General features: G+C 74.9%; 16 protein-coding genes. 7 read left to right on the top strand and 9 right to left on the bottom strand.

Annotated features, from left to right (window positions below):
- Positions 1 to 99: 99 nt before the first annotated feature.
- Complete coding sequence (locus tag K0V08_RS09180) at positions 100 to 282, bottom strand: PspC domain-containing protein (protein WP_012039344.1); 183 nt, start codon at positions 280 to 282, stop codon at positions 100 to 102.
- Positions 283 to 875: 593 nt separating this feature from the next.
- Here K0V08_RS09180 and K0V08_RS09175 point away from each other — a divergent pair.
- Together K0V08_RS09175 and K0V08_RS09170 are read left to right on the top strand one after the other, a co-directional pair.
- Positions 876 to 1,688 (top strand): hypothetical protein, encoded by an 813-nt coding sequence (locus tag K0V08_RS09175; RefSeq protein ID WP_157444681.1) that lies wholly within the window; start codon positions 876 to 878, stop codon positions 1,686 to 1,688.
- Positions 1,689 to 1,901: 213 nt separating this feature from the next.
- A complete protein-coding gene (locus K0V08_RS09170; protein ID WP_079534221.1) occupies positions 1,902 to 2,492 on the top strand; it encodes an ANTAR domain-containing protein in 591 nt (196 codons plus the stop codon).
- Positions 2,493 to 2,560: 68 nt separating this feature from the next.
- Here the strand turns inward: K0V08_RS09170 and K0V08_RS09165 are convergent, their stop codons facing one another.
- The gene (locus K0V08_RS09165; RefSeq protein ID WP_079534222.1) at positions 2,561 to 3,568 is read right to left on the bottom strand and encodes a sigma-70 family RNA polymerase sigma factor; all 1,008 of its coding nucleotides are present in this window, start codon (positions 3,566 to 3,568) and stop codon (positions 2,561 to 2,563) included.
- Between the two features lie 254 nt (positions 3,569 to 3,822).
- Between K0V08_RS09165 and K0V08_RS09160 the strand changes: the two genes are divergently transcribed.
- Positions 3,823 to 5,355 carry an amino acid permease gene (locus K0V08_RS09160; RefSeq protein ID WP_079534223.1) on the top strand — a complete coding sequence of 511 codons (1,533 nt, stop codon included), beginning with the start codon at positions 3,823 to 3,825 and terminating at the stop codon, positions 5,353 to 5,355.
- A gap of 118 nt (positions 5,356 to 5,473) precedes the next feature.
- Here the strand turns inward: K0V08_RS09160 and K0V08_RS09155 are convergent, their stop codons facing one another.
- The 3 genes from K0V08_RS09155 to K0V08_RS09145 all read right to left on the bottom strand — a co-directional run bounded on the left by K0V08_RS09155 (position 5,474) and on the right by K0V08_RS09145 (position 11,841).
- A complete protein-coding gene (locus K0V08_RS09155) occupies positions 5,474 to 6,277 on the bottom strand; it encodes a DNA-formamidopyrimidine glycosylase family protein (protein ID WP_079534224.1) in 804 nt (267 codons plus the stop codon).
- A gap of 27 nt (positions 6,278 to 6,304) precedes the next feature.
- Positions 6,305 to 11,119 (bottom strand): Lhr family ATP-dependent helicase, encoded by a 4,815-nt coding sequence (locus K0V08_RS09150; RefSeq protein ID WP_079534225.1) that lies wholly within the window; start codon positions 11,117 to 11,119, stop codon positions 6,305 to 6,307.
- An 80-nt stretch (positions 11,120 to 11,199) separates the two neighbouring features.
- Positions 11,200 to 11,841: an alpha/beta hydrolase gene (locus tag K0V08_RS09145; protein ID WP_079534226.1), complete on the bottom strand. Its 642-nt coding sequence runs from the start codon at positions 11,839 to 11,841 to the stop codon at positions 11,200 to 11,202.
- A gap of 166 nt (positions 11,842 to 12,007) precedes the next feature.
- Between K0V08_RS09145 and K0V08_RS09140 the strand changes: the two genes are divergently transcribed.
- Positions 12,008 to 12,562 carry an NUDIX hydrolase family protein gene (locus K0V08_RS09140; protein WP_012039335.1) on the top strand — a complete coding sequence of 185 codons (555 nt, stop codon included), beginning with the start codon at positions 12,008 to 12,010 and terminating at the stop codon, positions 12,560 to 12,562.
- Positions 12,563 to 12,632: 70 nt separating this feature from the next.
- Here the strand turns inward: K0V08_RS09140 and K0V08_RS09135 are convergent, their stop codons facing one another.
- From K0V08_RS09135 to K0V08_RS09125, 3 genes are all read right to left on the bottom strand, one after another.
- Positions 12,633 to 13,256, bottom strand: a complete 624-nt coding sequence (locus K0V08_RS09135) for a TetR/AcrR family transcriptional regulator (RefSeq protein WP_079534227.1) — start codon at positions 13,254 to 13,256, stop codon at positions 12,633 to 12,635.
- Between the two features lie 179 nt (positions 13,257 to 13,435).
- The gene (locus tag K0V08_RS09130) at positions 13,436 to 14,977 is read right to left on the bottom strand and encodes a DEAD/DEAH box helicase (RefSeq protein WP_167435238.1); all 1,542 of its coding nucleotides are present in this window, start codon (positions 14,975 to 14,977) and stop codon (positions 13,436 to 13,438) included.
- A gap of 236 nt (positions 14,978 to 15,213) precedes the next feature.
- Positions 15,214 to 15,861 carry a DUF1684 domain-containing protein gene (locus K0V08_RS09125; protein ID WP_079534228.1) on the bottom strand — a complete coding sequence of 216 codons (648 nt, stop codon included), beginning with the start codon at positions 15,859 to 15,861 and terminating at the stop codon, positions 15,214 to 15,216.
- A gap of 106 nt (positions 15,862 to 15,967) precedes the next feature.
- Between K0V08_RS09125 and K0V08_RS09120 the strand changes: the two genes are divergently transcribed.
- Positions 15,968 to 16,438: a hypothetical protein gene (locus K0V08_RS09120; protein ID WP_128516975.1), complete on the top strand. Its 471-nt coding sequence runs from the start codon at positions 15,968 to 15,970 to the stop codon at positions 16,436 to 16,438.
- 1 nt (position 16,439) lies between these two features.
- Here the strand turns inward: K0V08_RS09120 and K0V08_RS09115 are convergent, their stop codons facing one another.
- Positions 16,440 to 16,976, bottom strand: a complete 537-nt coding sequence (locus K0V08_RS09115; protein ID WP_012039330.1) for a hypothetical protein — start codon at positions 16,974 to 16,976, stop codon at positions 16,440 to 16,442.
- A gap of 69 nt (positions 16,977 to 17,045) precedes the next feature.
- Here K0V08_RS09115 and K0V08_RS09110 point away from each other — a divergent pair, with 69 nt between their 5' ends.
- Together K0V08_RS09110 and K0V08_RS09105 are read left to right on the top strand one after the other, a co-directional pair.
- Positions 17,046 to 17,546 carry an EVE domain-containing protein gene (locus tag K0V08_RS09110; protein WP_079534230.1) on the top strand — a complete coding sequence of 167 codons (501 nt, stop codon included), beginning with the start codon at positions 17,046 to 17,048 and terminating at the stop codon, positions 17,544 to 17,546.
- Positions 17,530 to 18,120 (top strand): 2-phosphosulfolactate phosphatase, encoded by a 591-nt coding sequence (locus tag K0V08_RS09105; protein ID WP_012039328.1) that lies wholly within the window; start codon positions 17,530 to 17,532, stop codon positions 18,118 to 18,120. Before K0V08_RS09110 ends, K0V08_RS09105 begins: the two co-directional genes overlap by 17 nt.
- Positions 18,121 to 18,178 lie beyond the last annotated feature (58 nt).

Genomic DNA, 18,178 nt, shown 5'->3' with positions numbered 1-18,178 from the left:
GAGGGGAGAGGCGTCTCCCCAGTCTGGGAACCGGGTGTTGCGGGAGCGTTTCCGGCGCGGGACGATCCCGGGTCGCCGGCGCGCGGCGTCCCGGGCCGGTCAGCGCTGCTTGGGGAAGACGATCCAGAGGATCAGGTACAGGAGCACCTGCGGGCCCGGCAGCACGATGGAGAGCACGAACAGCAGGCGGACGAGGAAGCGGCTGATGCCGAAGCGGTCGGCGAGGGCGGCGCAGACGCCGGCGATGATCTTGCCGCGACGGGGGCGGGTGAGGGAGGCCATGCATCGAGCATGGCAGGGGTGGCTGCGCCGCTGCCGGATGCGCGCCCCCGGCGGACGGGCCCGGTCAGCCGCGGCCGGCCTCCGCGCGCCTCGTGGATAGCGGCGATGATCCGCGCGCCGCCCCACACGATGAACAGCAGCCGGTGGCGGCTCACGAGCGTCACCTCGGGCCGCCGGCTGATGCCCCGGGACACGTCGCGCGCCGCAGCGATCTCGCCGATCGGCACCTCGAGCGTGCCGCGCACGCGGTTGGCGGCGTGCGTGCGGAAGACGAGCGCCCGCGTCGTGATGGTGAGCCGGCCGCCGAGGCCCTCCTTGCCCGCCATGCCGACGGCGCGCATCGCCGGCTCGACGCTCGGCGCCAGCGGCACGATGCGCAGCTCGGAGAGGCCGAACTCGGCGCGGTCGATGAGGTGGTTCGCGGCCTTGCTGATCAGGATGCGGCCCTCGTCGGCCGGTGCGTCGCTCATGCCCCGACGGTATCCAGGTCCGGTCCCGCCGTCCGCGCGAGCCGGTCGCGCCCCGGATGCCGCACCCTGGGCAGCCCGTGGGAATGCGCGCGTTCCCTCGGGTGCCGGAATTAGCGTCGGGGGATGAGGATCCGCACCCTGCCCCTGGTCATGATCGCCTCGACCGCGGTCGTCCTGACGTCGTGCACCGGCCCCGACGAGGTCGGACCCGTCCCGCTGCCGGTCCCCGAGTCCGTCGAGACGTCGCCCGCGGGCGAGGGCGACGAGGCCGCGGCGCCTTCCGCGGAGACCGCGCTCGTCGCCGCGTACCTCGACGCCGTCGCGGCCGGCGATGCCGACACCGCATGGGGCATGCTCACGCCCGAGGCGCAGAGGTCGGCCGGATCCCGGGAGTCGTACGTCGCCTCCTCCGGCCGCGCGGGCACCGTCTCCCCGGAGGATGCCGAGCGGCTGCGCGCGGTCGAGCCGATCTCGGCAGAGGGCCCCGAGGGCGCCTTCACGCTCGTGTCCGCCTCGGACGGCGACGTGGCCGACGCCTGGATCGTCCGCGACACCGACCGGGGCCTCCTGCTCGACGACCACGTCGTCCCCGCGACCGGCGCGACGCCATACGAGTGGCGCAACCCGGCGGCGGGCCCCGAGGGATCCGCGGATCCGGTGCCCGCCGTCGACGCCTCGCGCCCGCTCTCCGTCGCGTTCGCCGCCCCGGAGGGCGGCTCCGAGGATGGCGGGCTCGTCGGCTACCCCGAGACGGCGTGGGCGTGGGTCGACGGGACCGAGGTGCCCGTCGGGCTCGTCGCCGCGGGATCCGGCCGCCTCCTCGAGCTCGACACCTCGGCCTGGACGGACGACGACGAGGCCCGTGACGCGGTCACGCTCGTGTGGCAGGTGGGAGGCGACTCGCTCGCCTGGCGCGGCACGACCGTCACGGCCTGACGGGCGGCGGCCCGCGCGGTGGGCCCGCGGGGGGCCGGGCGTCGCTCGCGAACGGCTCCCCGTGAGTTCTCGTCCCAGACGCTTTGCGCGCAAATCGATGGTGCGATACTCGAATGGTCGAGCCGGGGCTCGGCGTCTCGCCGCGCTGCGGAGGGTCCGGGCCGCGCATCGCCCGAGATCCGCCGACGTCCCCGAACGCACGGGAGGGACCGGATGGAGCAGCACCGCTCGGCCCTGCCCGTCCACGTCGTCGCCGCGTTCCACGCGGCACCGAGCCGCGCCGCCGGCGTCGAGCTGCTGCTCGCGGCGCTCCTCCACGCGTCCTCCGCGACGGGCGCCGCCGTCGTCCTGCCGCGCGCTGCCGAGGTCGCGGTCGCGGGGGAGTCCGGCGCCGCGCTCGGCGCGCTCCTCGGGGCGGGGCCCGTGCTCGGCGGATCCGGGCTGCTGCTCGTCGCCCTGGCCGACGGCGGCAGCGGGCGCACCGACGGGCGTCCCGACGCGGGTGGAGCCGTCGCGCTGCACCGCGCGACCGGCGCGCTCGACGCGGCCGACCGAGCGGTGGCCGAGGAGGTCGCGGTGCACGCGCGCATCGCGCTCGCCGCATGGGACGCCGCGGACGACCTGGCGGTCGGCCTGGCGTCGCGCTCCGTCATCGGCCAGGCCCAGGGGATCCTGATGGAGCGCTTCTCGCTCGACGCCGACCGCGCGTTCCAGGTGCTCCGCCGCTACTCGCAGGACGGCAACGTGAAGCTCGTCGAGGTCGCGCGCCGCGTCGTGGAGACGGGCGCGCTGCCCGGCACCTGAGCGGATCGCGACGCCGTCGTCGCCGGCGCGCTGGCGCCGAGCCCCCGAGCCCCGGAGCCGGTCCGGCCTCAGGCCGTGCGGCGGTCGGCCTCGCGCACGCGGATCGGCGACACGGCGGCGAGCGGCGCCACCTCCGGCAGGGCCTCCGCCTCGCCGCGCGTGAGCTCGGCGCGCAACGCCCCGAGGATCCGCGCGAGCAGCCGCGACACCTGCATCTGCGTCACGCCGAGCTCGGCCGCGATCTCCGACTGGCTGCACTCGTCGACGAAGCGCAGGTGCAGGATCCGCCGGTCGCGATCGCTGAGCACGCCGCGCGCCGCGTCCAGCAGCACGGTGCGCTCGGCCCGCGCGTAGCCGGGGTCGTCGGCGCCGATCGTGTCCGCGAGCGAGATGCCCTCGTCCTCGTGCACCGTGAAGTCGAGCGACGCGGGCCGGAGGCTGGAGTGCGCGGCGAGCGCCTCGACGACCTCCTCGCGCGCGTGCCCGGTGTGGGCCGCGAGCTCGGCGTCGGTGGGCGTGCGGCCGAGCCGCTGCGTGAGCGCGGGCACGACCGCGAGCAGCGCGTGCCGCAGCTCCTGGACGTGCCGGGGCGGGCGGACCACCCACCCGTTGTCGCGCAGGTGGCGCTTGATCTCGCCGGAGATGGTGGGGATCGCGAACGACACGAAGGGCGCGCCGAACCCCGGGTCGTACCGGCGCGCGGCCTTCACGAGGCCGAGGTAGCCGACCTGTCGGAGGTCGCTCCAGTCATGCGTGCGCCCCGAGTGCTGGCGGGCGAGCTGGTCGGCGAGCTCGAGGTGGTCGAGCACGATCTGGTCGTGCAGGCGGCGGCGCTCGGCGTCGCCCGCCGGATCCTCTGCCGCGGCGGCCGCGCGCACGAACCGGTCGTGGGTCAGCCGGCGCTTCTCGTCCCGCGCCGCCGTGAGGTCGGGCGCGAGCGGGGTCGGGCGGGGGAGGTTCGTCGGGCGGGGGAGCGTCGTCGACAGCGGGATCGCCGACGCGGATGCGCGGGAGGCGGATCCGCGCGAGGCGGGCGGGGCGGCGGCGAGGGCGCGCGTGCGCAGCGTTCCGGTCACTCAAGACCTTCCGGACTCGTGTCGGATGCGGCACGCTGCTTGACCGCTCCTCCAGAGAAGCACTGCTTCTCATACCTGCCTAGGTCCTCCGATCACTTCTCCTCGGCGCTTCTCCCGCTTCTCCGCGGGCCGGGCGTGTCGTGGGCCCGCGCATCCGCACCAGCACGGAGCAGCGCCCCCGGATGGGGGCGCTGCCCGCCCGCCGGTAGGCTCGATCCCCGTTCCCCGAGCCGCCACCACCGAACGGACGCCCCATGAGCCTGTTCCGCACGAAGAGCATCGAGTCGTCGCTGGCCGACGCCGCGGGAGGCGAACGCAGCCTCACCCGCTCCCTCGGCACCTGGGACCTCATGCTCATGGGCGTCGCCGTCGCGGTCGGCGCCGGCATCTTCTCCGTCGGCGCGAAGGCCGCGGGCAACTACGCAGGTCCCTCGGTGACGCTCGCGTTCGTGCTCGCCGCCGTCACGTGCGGCCTCGCGATCATGTGCTACGCCGAGTTCGCGTCCGCCGTCCCCGTCGCGGGCAGCGCGTACACGTTCACCTACGCGACCATGGGCGAGCTGCTCGCGTGGATCATCGGCTGGGACCTCATCCTCGAGATGCTCACGGCGGCCGCGGTCATCGCGAAGTACTGGGGCATCTACCTGGAGTCGGCGCTCAAGCTCGCCGGGCTCGACATCCCCTCCACCATCACGGTGTTCGGGCTCGGCATCAGCTGGGGTGCCGTCCTCATCACCGCGATCTTCACCGTGCTGCTCGTGCTCGGCACCAAGCTCTCCAGCCGCGTCTCGAGCGTCTTCACGGTGCTCAAGGTCGCGGTCGTCCTGTTCGTGATCGTCGTGGGCGCGTTCTACGTCAGGCCTGAGAACTACTCGCCGTTCATCCCGCCGCAGCGCCCGACCGAGGGCGGATCCGCCGACGTCTGGACCCAGTCCCTCTTCTCCTGGGCGAGCGGCCAGGAGCCCACGCAGTACGGCCTCTACGGCCTGCTCGCCGGCGCCTCGCTCGTGTTCTTCGCGTTCATCGGCTTCGACGTGGTCGCCACGAGCGCCGAGGAGGTGAAGGACCCCCAGCGCACCCTGCCGCGCGGCATCTTCGCGGGCCTCGCGGTCGTCACCGTGCTCTACGTGCTCGTGACCCTCGTCCTCACCGGCATGGTCCCGTACACGGTGCTCGCCGACGCGGAGGAGCCGTCGCTCACGACAGCCTTCACCGCGGTCGGCGCCGGATGGGCGGCGCAGGTGATCTCCATCGGCACGCTGCTCGGCCTCACCACCGTGCTCATGGTGCTGCTCCTCGGCCTCGCCCGCGTCGTCTTCGCGATGAGCCGCGACGGCCTGCTGCCGCGCGGCCTCAGCCGCACGAGCGCCAAGCGCCGCACGCCGGTGCGGGTGCAGATCATCGCGGGCGTCGTGGTCGCGGCCCTCGCCGGCTTCACCGACGTGGGCGTGCTCGAGGAGATGATCAACATCGGCACGCTCTCCGCGTTCGTGCTCGTGAGCATCGGCGTGATCGTGCTGCGGAGGAAGCGCCCGGACATCCGCGCGTCGTTCCGCGTGCCGCTCATGCCGTGGCTGCCGATCCTCTCGGCCGTGCTCTGCGTGTGGCTGATGCTCAACCTCACGACCCTCACCTGGGTCCGCTTCCTCGTCTGGCTCGCGCTCGGCTTCGCGGTCTACTTCCTCTACGGACGCCGCCACTCGCTGGTCGGCAAGGAGGAGGCGCGGATCGCGGCGGGCGGCGCACCCGCGCCCGAGCTGCCGTCGGCGTCGACGCCGCGGGACTGAGCCCCGCGCGCCCGCCCACGTCGCCCGCCGCATCCGCTCCGGATCCGGCGGGCGTCGTGCGTCCGGGCGGGGTGCGGCGCGCCGCTCGGGCGGCTCGCGCTGACGATGTCCGCGCGCGTCAGGTCTGGCAGCGCGGGCACCAGTAGGTGACCCGGTCCTGCGCGCCCATGCCGGGCCGAACGGGATCACCGAGCTGGCCCTGCTGGATCCGCGTGCCGCACCGCAGGCACGGCTTGCCCTTGCGCCCGTAGACCCAGTCGGTGCGGCCGCGCCGGAGGTCGCCCGTGGTGGTGCGCTCGATGCGGTCGCGGTTCGCGCGCATCGTGCGGCGCGCGAGCGCGACCATCGCGGGCAGGTCCGGCACCTCGGCGACGGGCCGCGTGGGCAGCACCCCGCGCAGGAAGCAGAGCTCGGCCCGGTAGACGTTGCCGATGCCGGCGGCGTTCCGCTGGTCCAGCAGCGCCAGGCCGATCGCCCGCTCCGGCTGCGCGGAGATGCGCCGCACGATCTCCTCGGCCGCCGCGTCGCCCCAGTCGGGCCCGAGGATGTCCGGCCCGAGGTGCCCGACGACCGTGTGCTCCTGGTCGCGCGGGATCACCTCGAGCACCCCTAGCGCGAAGCCCACCGTGACGCGCTCCGCCGTCTCGAGCACGACGCGTGCCTCGAACGCCGGCCGCCGCCACGGAGTGCCGTGCTGGTAGATGTGCCAGGAGCCCTCCATCTTGAGGTGGCTGTGGATCGTGAGGTCGCCGATCCGGTGCAGGATGTGCTTCCCGACGCTCACCACCTCGTCGACCTCCTGGCCCGCGAGATCCAGCGTCGCGAACTTCGGCACGCGGAAGTCGCTGCGCGTGAGCACCTGCCCGCCGATGGCCTCGTGCAGGTGCGCCGCGGTGCGCCAGACGGTGTCGCCCTCAGGCACGGGCGGATCCCCTCGCCGAACGCGCGCTCACGACCGCATCCGCAGCCCGCGCGGCGTCGCCGAGAAGCCGTGCTCCTGGAGCGCCGTGCCGAGCGGCGTGCCGAGGATGAACGCGCCGTTGACCTTCTCGATCGCGAGCTTCGCGACCCCGCCGCGGCGCACGATGCCGCCGAGCGACTCGGCCGCCGCGCGGATCACCGCCTCGTCGTCGTCGAAGAGCAGCACGGTCTTCCCGCCGCGCTCCACGTAGAGCACGAGCTCGCCGTCGACCAGCACCACGAGCGCGCCCGCCTTCCGGCCGGCGCGGTGCCCGGTGGGGCGCTCCCCGCGCGCGTCGACGCTGCCGGACTCCGCGATCGCGGCCGACGCGTCGCCGGCCGGATCCCCGGAGGCGGGCCCCGCTCCGTCGCTCCCGTCGCCGTCGGATCCGCCGCCCGACCCGTCGAGCCGCGGCCAGGGCAGCGCCGCGCCGTAGGCGTTGGCCGGATCCGTGGCGGCCAGCGTCAGCGCGTTCAGCGGCCGCTCGCCCGCGTCCGGATCCCGCGTGAAGCCGCGCAGCCGATCCACCGTGCCGCCGGTGCTGAACTGCGCAGCGCCCAGCGTCTCGATGAAGTAGCCCCGGCGCGCGCGTCCCGTGTCCTCGAACCCGGCGAGCACCTTGTAGGTGAGCGCGAATCCGCCGGGCACGCGCTCGGTCATCACGGATCCGCGCGTGACCACGCCGTAACGCTCCAGCAGCAGCTCGGCCGTGCCCGCCGCGCGCACGGTGGCGTCGGTCTCGGCGAGCGGCACGATGGACCAGCGCCCGGCCGCGGTCGGCGGTCCCGTGCGCGTCGGCATGTCGGGCCGCGGCATCCGCCCGCCCCGGTACATGCGCCCGCGCGGCGCCCGCTGCGGCGTCTTGTGCGCGGTGGATCCGCCCGCCAGCAGCGCGCGCAGCGGCGACAGCGTGTCGTTCGTGACGAGCCCGGCCCACACGAGGTCCCACAGCGCCGTGACGAGCGCCTTGTCGTCCGTGGATCCGACGGCGTCGCTCAGCTGCCGGAAGAAGTAGCCGCCGCCGGTGCCGAGCGTGGTGAGGATCTCGCGCTGCAGCTCGTCGGTGTCGTGCGCGTCGGGCTCGGGCAGCGTGAGGGCGACCTGGTCGGCGAGGTGCAGGCTGACCCAGCCGTCGGCGCCCGCGAGCGTGCCGGCGCCCGACCAGATGACCTCGCCCGTCGACGTGAGCTCGTCGAGGAACGCGGGGCTGTAGTCGCGCACCCGCGCCGGCAGCACGAGCGTCTCCCACGCGGAGGCGGGCACGGGCGCGCCCGCGAGCTGCTCGATGACCTGCAGCACGCCGTCGACCCCGCGCAGCCCGCGCTCACGATCCGCACCGGCGACGTGCTGCCACGCCGGGAGGAACCGCGCGTACGCGGCCCGCTCCACGGGCTCGACCTCGCTGCGGAGCGCCGCGAGCGAGCGGCTGCGGAGCCGCCGCAGCACCTCGACGTCGCACCACTCGCTGCCGGTGGCGCCCGGCCGGAACTCGCCCTCGACCACGCGCCGCTGCGCTCCGAGCCGGGCGAGCGTGTCGGCGATGACGGCGGATCCGAGGCCGATGCCCGTGGCCGCGTCGGCGATGGTGAAGGGGCCGTGCGTGCGCGCGTACCGGCCGACGAGGTCGCCGAGCGGATCCGCCACGGGCTCGACGAACGCCATCGGCGTGCCGATGGGCAGCGGCACGCCGAGGGCGTCGCGCAGCCGGCTCGCGTCCTCGATGGCGGCGACGCGCGGCTGCCCGCCGAACGAGACCCGGAGCGCGCGCCTGCCCGCGACGAGCGCGTCGAGGTGGTCGGCGGCGGATCCGGCCTCGTCGGGCTCCAGGCGCGCGGCGACCTCCTCGGCGTCGAGCGGCCCGAGGATCCGCAGCAGGTCGGCCACGCCCTCCGGCCCCTTGGCGCGCCGGTCGGGCGCGAGGCGCTGTAGCTCGAGCTCGGTGCGCGCGATGACCGCCGGATCCAGCAGCTCGCGCAGCTCCGCCCGCCCCAGCAGCTCGCTGAGCAGGCCCGCGTCGAGCGAGAGCGCGGCGGCCCGGCGCTCGGCGAGCGGGCTGTCGCCCTCGTACATGAACGCGCCGACGTAGCTGAAGAGGAGGCTGCGCGCGAACGGCGACGCGTCCTCCGTGGTGGTCTCCACGATCTTGATGCGCCGCGCCTCGATGTCCTTCGCGAGCGACGTGAGCGCGGGCAGGTCGTAGACGTCCTGCAGCACCTCGCGCACGGTCTCGAGCACGATCGGGAACGCGGGGAACTTCCGCGCGACGTCGAGCAGCTGCGACGCGCGCTGGCGCTGCTGCCAGAGCGGGGATCGACGGCCCGGGTTGTAGCGCGGCAGCAGGAGCGCGCGGGCGGCGCACTCGCGGAACCGCGAAGCGAACAGGGCGGATCCGCCCACCTCGCGCGTGACGATGGCGTCGAGCTCGTCCGGCTCGAACACGAAGAGGTCGGCCCCCGGCGGCTCGCCGTCGGTCTCGGGGATGCGGACGACGATGCCGTCGTCGTTGGCCATGGTCGCGCCGTCGATGCCGTACAGCTCGGTGACCCGGGCGCCCACCGCGAGCGCCCACGGCGCGTGCACCTGCATCCCGTAGGGCGAGTGCAGCACCACGCGCCAGTCGCCCAGCTCGTCACGGAAGCGCTCGACCACGAGGGTGCGGTCGTTCGGCACGTGGCCGGTGGCCTTCTTCTGGTCGTCGAGGAACGCGAGCAGGTTGTTCACGGCGCGGTCGTCGAGGCCCACGCGGCCGGCGCGCGCCCGGGCGTCGTCCACCGCGGATCCGGACAGCTCCCGCACGAACGCCCCGATGGCGCGACCGAGCTCGAGCGGCCGGCCGAGCCCGTCGCCCTTCCAGAACGGCAGCTTCCCGGGCTCCCCGAACGCGGGCGTCACGAGCACGCGGTCGTGCGTGATCTCCTGGATCCGCCAGCTCGTGGCCCCCAGCGCGAACACGTCGCCGACGCGCGACTCGTAGACCATCTCCTCGTCGAGCTCGCCCACGCGCGACGCCTTCTCGCCCACCATGAACACGCCGAACAGGCCGCGGTCCGGGATGGTGCCGCCGGAGGTGACCGCGAGCCGCTGCGCGCCCGGCCGACCCTCGATGGTGCCCTCGTCGCGGTCCCACACGATGCGGGGCCGCAGCTCCGCGAACTCGTCGGACGGGTAGCGGCCGCTCAGGAGGTCGAGCGTGGCCTCGTACGCGGAGCGCGGCAGGGTCGCGAAAGGCGCGCTGCGGCGCACGATGTCGAACCACTCCTCGACGCCCAGCGGCTCGAGCGCGACGGCCGCCACCGTCTGCTGCGCGAGCACGTCGAGCGGGTTCGCCGGCACGCGCAGCGACTCGATCTGCCCGCTCGCCATGCGCTCCGCGGCCACGGCCGAGTGGATGAGGTCGGCCCGGTGCTTGGGGAAGATGACGCCGCGCGAGACCTCGCCCACCTGGTGCCCGGCGCGGCCGACCCGCTGCAGCCCGCTCGCGACCGAGGGCGGCGCCTCGACCTGCACCACCAGATCCACGTCGCCCATGTCGATGCCGAGCTCGAGGCTCGAGGTGGCGACCACGCAGCGGAGCCGGCCGGACTTCAGGTCGTCCTCGATGAGGGCGCGCTGCTCCTTGGAGACGGATCCGTGGTGCGCCTTGGCGAGCACGGGATCCGCGCCCTCGGTGCTCCCCGCCTGCGCCATGACCTCGGCGGGCGGCCGGGCGGCGGTGCGGCGCGTGGCCGAGAACGCGGTGGCGTCGGCGGGCCGCGACGACCCGGATCCTGCCGAGGCCCCCGCCAGCACGGGGACGGCGTCCGCCGTCGCGGATCCTGCCGCCGTGCCCCCCACGACCGCGTTCCCCTCGGCGTCGATGCGCCCGTCCTCGATGCGCATCGCGTAGATCTCGTTGAGCCGTGCCGTGAGCCGCTCGGCCAGCCGCCTGCTGTTCGTGAACACGATGGACGACGTGTGCTGCAGCACGAGGTCGACGATGCCCTCCTCCACGTGCGGCCAGATGGATCCCTGCTGCGGCTGGTCCCCCTGCGCCGCCGACCCCTCGAGCGGCGCCGTGGTGCCGAGCTCGGTCATGTCGTCGACCGGCACGATGACCCGGAGGTCGAACTCCTTCGTGTTCTTCGGCGACACGATGGAGACGGGCGAGCGCCCGCCGAGGAACCGCGCCACCTCCTCGGGCGGCCGCACGGTGGCCGACAGCCCGATGCGCTGGGCCGGCTTCTCCAGCAGCGCGTCGAGCCGCTCGAGCGACAGCGCGAGGTGGCTGCCGCGCTTGGTGGCCGCGACCGCGTGCACCTCGTCGACGATGACCGTCTCGACCCCCGCGAGCGTCTCGCGCGCGGCCGAGGTGAGCATGAGGAACAGCGACTCGGGCGTGGTGATGAGGATGTCCGGGGGCGTCTTCGCGAGCGCGCGCCGGTCGCCGGCCGGGGTGTCGCCGGAGCGCACGCCCACCGTGACCTCGGGCGGCTCGGCCCCCAGCCGCTTCGCCGTCTGCACGATGCCCACGAGCGGCGAGCGCAGGTTGCGCTCCACGTCGACCGCGAGCGCCTTCAGCGGCGAGATGTAGAGGACGCGCGTGCGCCGCATCGGATCCTCCGGCGCGGGACGCGAGGCCAGCCGGTCGATCGACCAGAGGAATGCCGCGAGCGTCTTGCCGGATCCGGTGGGCGCCACGACGAGCGCGTGCGACCCCTTCTGCACGGCCTCCCACGCGCCGGTCTGCGCGGCGGTGGGGCCGGGGAACGCGCCCTGGAACCACTCCCGGGTGGCCGGGGAGAAGCGCGCGAGGACGGGATCCATCTGCTCATCCTCCTCCGGACCACCGACAACGCGTCCGCCCGGGCGCTCCCCGGATGACGGCCGCGGCGCCGGGCCGCGCCTCAGCCCGCGTGCTCCCGGATGAAGGCCGACACGTCCCGCAGCTCGGCCGCGGAGACGGAGTGCGGCAGGTCCTCGTAGATGCGCTCGGTGAGGGCGCCGTGGTCGCCGATCCACGCGGCCGTGCGCGCGACCGCCTCGTCCGGGATCACCTGGTCTGCGGTGCCGCGGCCCCAGAACACCGGCGTCGGTGCGGCGGCGTTGGCCGCGTCTCCCGCGTGCTCGCCCCGCACCGAGAACCCGCTGAGCTGCACCGCGTAGGAGAACCGTCCCGGCGCGAGGCGCAGCAGCTGGAGCGCGGTGGCCCCGCCCTGGCTGAAGCCGAGGAGCCCGACGGACCGCGGCGGCACGGGCAGCGCGTCGAGCCAGTCGAGCACGCCCTGGGCGGCGGCGTCCGCGGCGTCCGGATCCGGGTCGCCGCGGGATCCGGCCACGATCGGGAACCACGCGTTCCCGCCCTGCAGCGCGATGGGCCCGCGCAGCGACGCGACGACCGGCCCCAGCGGCAGGTACGGCGACAGCCCGAAGAGGTCGCCCTCGTGCGATCCGTAGCCGTGAAGGAGCACGAGCAGCGGGCGGTCGGCGAGGTCGGCGGAGGAGGCCGACCAGAGGACGGCGTCGGGATCCAGCGGGAGAGCGGTCACGGTGTCCTCTGTCGGCAGCGGGCGGATGCGCGGACGCGGGGATCGGCCGGCCCGCCCATCCTCGCATCCGCCCCCGGCGGCCGACCGGGCGCCCGCCCCTCTGCCGCCCGGCGGTCGCCAGCGCGCCGGGTGGCCGCCGCGCTCCGGCGGTGGGTGACAATGGACCATGACCGTTCGCACCCCGGACCCGAACATCCCCGACCCGAACTCCGGCTGGCTGTCGGACGTGGAGCTGGCGCAGATCCGGCAGCGGCTGCCCCTCCTCTACGTGGAGGCCGTGCCCGTCCGGGTCGACGGCATGGGGCAGGTGAAGGACATCGGCGTGCTGCTGCGCGCCACGGTCACCGGCCAGATGACGCGCATGCTCGTCTCCGGCCGCGTGATGTACGGCGAGACTCTGCGCGACGCGCTCTTCCGCCACCTCGAGAAGGACCTCGGTCCGATGGCGTTCCCGCAGCTCCCCGCGAGCCCGACGCCGTTCTCGGTCGCCGAGTACTTCCCGTTCCCCGGCGCGAGCCCGTACACCGACGACCGGCAGCACGCCGTGTCGCTCGCGTACGTGGTGCCGGTCACCGGCACGTGCGATCCGCGTCAGGACGCGCTCGAGATCACGTGGATGACGCCCGAGGAGGCGGCGTCCGACGCGGTCTCGGCCGACATGGAGGGCGGCCGCGGCGCGCTGCTCCGCGCGGCCCTCGCCTCGGTGGGCGTGCTGCCCTAGTCGCGTCGCGCCACCCGGGATGCGTTGCGCCAGCCGGGATGCGGCGGACCGCGGACCGCGGTCTCCCGGATCAGACGGCGGCGGCCCGCTCGGGGAACTGCGGCGGCTCGAGGTAGTGCCGACGGAGGTCCTCGAAGGCCTGGCTGGCGCCCGCCCCCACGCCGTAGCAGCGCTGCACGTGCAGGCCGTCCATGGCGGAGAGCACGACGGCGGCCGCGGCCTCCGGGTCGAGGTGGGGGTCGATGAGGCCGCGCGCCTGGTCGACGATGACGCCCGCGGTGATGCGCTCGAGCTCGCGCGCGCGGCGCTCGCGGAACAGCTCGTGCAGCGGGTGGCCTGCGGCCGAGGCCTCCGACGAGACGACGGCGATGACGCGGGTGAGGCACGCGCTCTGCTCCCCGTCCGCGATGACCACGGCCGCGTGCTCCGCGACGCTGCGCGGCCGGTGCAGCTCGATGGCCGCGGCGAGGCGCTCCTCGCGGCGCTCGAGCACGGCGAGCAGCAGCTCCTCCTTGCCGCTGAAGTGGTGCAGCAGGCCGGCCGGCGTGATCTCGGCCCGGGACGCGATCTCGCGCAGCGAGCTGCTGCGGTACCCCTGCTCGGCGAAGACCTCGATGGCGGTGCGGATGAGGAGCTCCCTGCGCTCCACGCCCTTGCGGTACGGGCCACGGGTGGCGAGGGCGGCGCGAGTCATTGGCTCACCGTATCCGGATGCCGCCGGGCGTCCGCGCGACCGTCAACAGGCATCGCCTCAGCTGTGGGGACTCGGGGCACGGACGCGTCGTCACGTGTCCCTCCGGGGACGACGGAGGGCCCCCGTCCGTGGACGGGGGCCCTCGATGTCATGCCGGCGCGCGGTGCGCGCCGCGCGGTCTAGCGTCCGCTGGAGACGCGGCGGTGGGTGCGCTCGCGGCCGCCGGCCGAGGCGCCGCCGGACGCCGCGGGGCGCTCCTGGCGGGGACGGGCGGTGCCGACGGACGAGCCGCCGCCGAAGCCCTCGGACGAGGTGCTGAAGTTGCGGGGCGCACCGCCGCGCTGTCCGCCCGAGGCGCCGTCGCGGCGACCGGACGAGGCGCCGTCACGACGACCTCCGCCGACGGGCGCGCCGTCGCGGGCCGCGCGCTTCCGCTGCGCGTTGGCGCCCTGCGAGCGTCCGCCGCCGTTCGCGCGGCCGCCCTGCGACTGGCGCTGGGTGGACTCGCGGACCGACTTCGTCTCACGCGGCGCGGGCTTGACGTACGCCGCGACGGCGCCCGTCAGCTCGGCCACGGCGGGGGAGGACTCGGTGACCTGCTGCGGCGTGACGTGGATGTCGGCCTTGCGCATCAGGAGCTGCACGTCCTTGCGCTGCGCCGGCAGCATGATCGTGACGACGTCGCCCGCGGAGCCCGCGCGCGCCGTGCGGCCCGAGCGGTGCAGGTACGCCTTGTGCTCGGCCGGCGGGTCGACGTGGATCACGAGCTCGATGTCGTCGACGTGCACGCCGCGGGCCGCGACGTCGGTGGCCACGAGGACCTTGACGTCGCCCGCGGAGAACGCCGCGAGGTTGCGGTCGCGGGCGACCTGCGAGAGGTTGCCGTGCAGGTCCACCGACGGGATGCCCGCGTCGGTGAGCTGCTTCGCGAGCTTCTTCGCGTGGTGCTTGGTGCGCATGAAGAGGATGCGGCGGCCGGTGCCGCCCGCGAGCTTCTGGACGAGGAGGCGCTTGGCCTCGACGTCGGTCGCCTCGAAGACGTGGTGGGTCATGGCGGCGACGGGCGAGTTCGCCTCGTCGACGGAGTGCAGCACCTGGTCGTGCAGGTAGCGGCGCACGAGCTTGTCCACGCCGTTGTCTAGCGTGGCGGAGAACAGCATGCGCTGGCCGGTGTTCGGGGTCTTGTCGAGGATCCGCGTGACGACGGGCAGGAAGCCCAGGTCGGCCATGTGGTCGGCCTCGTCGAGCACGGTGATCTCCACGGCGTCGAGGTTCACGAAGCCCTGCTTCATGAGGTCCTCGAGGCGGCCGGGGCAGGCCACGACCACGTCGACGCCGGCCTTGAGGGCCGCGACCTGGCGCTGCTGCGAGACGCCGCCGAAGATCGTCGTGGTGGTGAGGTTGTAGGCCTCGGCCAGCGGCGCCATGGCCGCGGTGATCTGCGTGGCGAGCTCGCGGGTCGGCGCGAGGATCAGGCCGAGCGGGCGGCCCGGACGACGACGGCCGCCGGCGAGCCCGCCGCCGAGGCGCGCGATCATCGGGATGGCGAACGCCAGCGTCTTGCCGGAGCCCGTCTTGCCGCGGCCGAGCACGTCGCGGCCGTTCAGGGTGTCGGGGAGCGTGTCCACCTGGATGGGGAACGGCGTCGTGATGCCGTTCGCCGTGAGGGCGGAGACGAGGGGTGCGGGCACGCCGAGCGCGCCGAAGGTGTCAGTGGTCATGCGGGGGAGTTGCCTTCCAGGCAGGGGTCCGCCCCGGTGTGCGTTCTCGGGGATGTGCGACGACGCACGGAAGCGGAGGATGGCGAAGGCGCCGATGGGCGCATCCGTTCGCCAAAAGAAAGATGTCACTCGGCCCCGTCGGCCTGTGCGGCGATCTGATCGGGGCGAGGAGGGAACGCGTTCTCTCGACGCAGGGAGCACGGTGATGTGCTCGCAAGTGATGCCACCGTAGCAGGTCAGGCCGGGGAGAAGCCCATCTCGCCGACGGGGACCTCGAAGCCGAGCACGTTGCCGGCCGGCGCGAGGGGGCACGCCCACTCCGGGTCGTAGGCGCACGACGGGTTGTACGCGAAGTTGAGGTCGACCACGATCGAGCCGGGCGCACCCGGGCCGAGGTCGGATCCCTTGACCGTGTCGAGCAGGTAGCGGCCGCCCCCGTACGTGCCGCCCTCGCGCCGGTGCGACGCGTCCTTGACGGGCAGGTGCAGGCCGCCGCCGTAGCTCGCGAGGCGCCAGACGTCGAGGGTCCCCACCGGGCGACCGTCTGCCTCGGGGAGTGCGACTGAGCCGAGCCGCTCGAACGGGACGATGCCGTCGGTACCGGTCTCCACGTCGTGACGCGCGTCTTCGCCGCCAGGGTGGATCTCCAGCTCGAACCGCCAGGCCGGGTCGTAGTCCGTGACGTCCAGGCGGTCGAAGCCGTCGCGGTGCTCGGGCAGGAGCGGCGTCGCCGGGTGGCTGCGGAACATGTCGTCGCGCGTGCGGCGCCAGAGGGCGTGGGCGGCGGCGGGATCCGTCTGCGCGACCCAGCGCACCTCCGCGTACATCTCGTGCGTGCGGCGGCGCCAGTCGGCGACGTGGAGGGCGGTGACGGCGGAGGGCATGCGCCCACCGTACGCGCGGGGCTGTCGGCCGGTGCGCGCGCGACGTAGCGTGGACTCCACGGGCGCCGCCGACCGGGTCGCGCCGCCTCGAGGGACGGACGCCGCCATGCCCGCTCGCCGGATGCCGCTCGCTCCGGCCCTCCTCGCCGCGGTGCTGGCGGGAGCGTTGGTCGGGTGCACGACCGCCGCCGACGTCGACGACCTCCCCCTCGTCTCCCGCGATGCGGAGGGCATCCCCGACGAGCTGCGCTCCGTCGAGCTGACGGCCCTCGATCCGTCGGCCGCCCTCGATCCGGCGCTGCTCGTCGGGTGGAACCCGTCCGACGCGCTCCCCACCGGATCCTGGATCGACGTGACGTGGATCGACGGCGCGCCGGAGTGCGGCGGGCAGGTGGAGGCCGTGCGCGTGCTCGAGACGGACGCGCGAGTCGTCCTCGACCTGCAGCGCGCCGAGACGACCACCACGACGGATGGCGCGACGTGCGGCGACGTCGGGTACCCGGCCACCGCCCGGATCCCCTTGGAGCGGCCGCTCCTGTCCCGCGAGCTCCTGCAGCACGCGCTCCCGGAGCGGTGAGCTAGGCGGGTCGCTCGACGGGGTCGCCGGCGGGCTCCGGCTGCCAGTCGTACGCCCACGTCGGCGCGAGCTGGCGGAGCCGGAACGCGCGCCACTGCCAGAAGGCCCAGAAGGTCGGCCACATCGCGGGGCCGAGGAGCCCGGCCTCGAACTCGAGCTGGTCGCGGAAGAGGGTCCTCACGCGGCCGTCGGCGTCGGGGCCCGCGGGATCCGCGGAGACGGCCATGCTGTGCCGCATGCTCGTGGGGATCGACATGAGCCCGGAGAGCCCGTGGCCGTCGTCGCGCACGATGCGCACGCCCTCGACGCGCGGCTTCATGTCGCGGAGGCGGATGCCCTGCCGCCCCGCCGTGAAGGGACCCGCCTGCATCGCGGCCACGTGCTCGCGGCCGTCCCAGCTCGTCGGGAAGCCGCCGTCCTCGAGCGGCACGAAGTCGACGAGCGGGCCCGCGACCTCCCGCATCACGGTGGGCGAGTGGAGCGCGCGCCAGGCGGCGTCGGGATCGCAGTCGAGGATGGTCTTCAGCAGCACGCGCATGGCCCCAGTGTGCTCCGCCCGGCTGGGCGTGCCCGGCGTCCCGCTGCCGTGGGACAGGATGGGACGGACATGATCAGGTACTGGGTGGGCGTCGTCTCGCGCGACCGCGTGCTCGACGGCCTGGACCTCGGCATCGCGCAGGTCAACCGCGGCGCCCGCGAGCCCGTCGAGCGGCTCGGCGAGGCCGACGGCTTCGTCTACTACTCGCCGCGCGAGTCCTACCCCGACGGGCAGCTCCTCCGCGCGTTCACCGCGATCGGCCGGGTCGCCGACGCCGCGCCGTACCAGGGCCGCGTGGGCGAGTGGCGGCCGTGGCGCCGTCGGATGGACTGGGACCTCGGCGCGGTCGACGCCCCCATCCGCCCGCTCGTCCCCGTGCTCGACTTCACGCGCGACTCCCTCGAGTGGGGCCGGAAGCTCGCGCCGGGGCTCCTCGAGATCACGCGCGACGACTTCGAGGTGATCCGCCAGGCGATGCGCCGCGGGGCGCCCGAGCCGTCGCGGCGCGTCATCCGCGGAGGGTCCGGCCCGTTGACGCCCGTAGCATCGGATCGTGACCTCCTCCGCTGACGCCGCGCACCCCGATCCGTCGACGCAGGCCCGCTACCAGGTCCGGCTCGACGGCGGCGTGGCCGGCGCCCGCCGCATCGCCGCCGGGGCCGACGTCATCGTCTGGGTCGACGCCCTGCCCTCCGTCCCGCCGCCCACCGCGGCCCGCCGCGACGAGGTCCTCGCGACCATGCCCGCGCGCCCGGCCGTCGTGAGCGCCGGGCTCGCCGACGCCCCGGCCGTCGCCGACTGGATCCTCGCCCTCCAGACCGCGCTCGGCCGCCGCGCGTACGTGGCCGTCGTCGCCGCGGGCACCGTGGAGGCGGACGGATCCTGGCGCGCGTGCGCCGAGGACCAGCTCGCCGCGGGCGCCGTGGTCGACGCGCTCGCCGCCCTCGGCATCGACGCGACCTCGCCCGAGGCCGCCGTCGCGTGCGCCGCGTACCAGCAGCTCCGGCCGGCCGTGGGGCACCTGGTCACCGCGAGCGTCTCCGCGCGCCGGCTCGACGCCGCGGGGCACGGCGGGCTGGTCGCCGCGGCGCTCGCCGCGGGCCCCGTCGACGTGGTCGTGCACCGCCTGCACCGCGACGCCTGAGTCCGCGCAGGATCCGGTCGCCGTACCCGCGGAATGGGCGTCCAGGAGCGCGTGTTCC

The sequence above is a fragment of the Clavibacter michiganensis genome (assembly GCF_021216655.1).
Taxonomy (GTDB): domain Bacteria; phylum Actinomycetota; class Actinomycetes; order Actinomycetales; family Microbacteriaceae; genus Clavibacter; species Clavibacter michiganensis.
The sequence above is the reverse complement of the archived record's forward strand: the minus strand, read 5'-3'. Positions and strand labels throughout refer to the sequence as shown.

Excerpts from the sequence above, each read along its gene's own strand:
- K0V08_RS09180 (WP_012039344.1), bottom strand. The coding sequence starts at position 282 with ATGGCCTCCCTCACCCGCCCCCGTCGCGGCAAGATCATCGCCGGCGTC.
- K0V08_RS09175 (WP_157444681.1), top strand. The coding sequence starts at position 876 with ATGAGGATCCGCACCCTGCCCCTGGTCATGATCGCCTCGACCGCGGTC.
- K0V08_RS09170 (WP_079534221.1), top strand. The coding sequence starts at position 1,902 with ATGGAGCAGCACCGCTCGGCCCTGCCCGTCCACGTCGTCGCCGCGTTC.
- K0V08_RS09160 (WP_079534223.1), top strand. The coding sequence starts at position 3,823 with ATGAGCCTGTTCCGCACGAAGAGCATCGAGTCGTCGCTGGCCGACGCC.
- K0V08_RS09150 (WP_079534225.1), bottom strand. The coding sequence starts at position 11,119 with ATGGATCCCGTCCTCGCGCGCTTCTCCCCGGCCACCCGGGAGTGGTTC.
- K0V08_RS09140 (WP_012039335.1), top strand. The coding sequence starts at position 12,008 with ATGACCGTTCGCACCCCGGACCCGAACATCCCCGACCCGAACTCCGGC.
- K0V08_RS09135 (WP_079534227.1), bottom strand. The coding sequence starts at position 13,256 with ATGACTCGCGCCGCCCTCGCCACCCGTGGCCCGTACCGCAAGGGCGTG.
- K0V08_RS09130 (WP_167435238.1), bottom strand. The coding sequence starts at position 14,977 with ATGACCACTGACACCTTCGGCGCGCTCGGCGTGCCCGCACCCCTCGTC.
- K0V08_RS09125 (WP_079534228.1), bottom strand. The coding sequence starts at position 15,861 with ATGCCCTCCGCCGTCACCGCCCTCCACGTCGCCGACTGGCGCCGCCGC.
- K0V08_RS09120 (WP_128516975.1), top strand. The coding sequence starts at position 15,968 with ATGCCCGCTCGCCGGATGCCGCTCGCTCCGGCCCTCCTCGCCGCGGTG.
- K0V08_RS09115 (WP_012039330.1), bottom strand. The coding sequence starts at position 16,976 with ATGCGCGTGCTGCTGAAGACCATCCTCGACTGCGATCCCGACGCCGCC.
- K0V08_RS09110 (WP_079534230.1), top strand. The coding sequence starts at position 17,046 with ATGATCAGGTACTGGGTGGGCGTCGTCTCGCGCGACCGCGTGCTCGAC.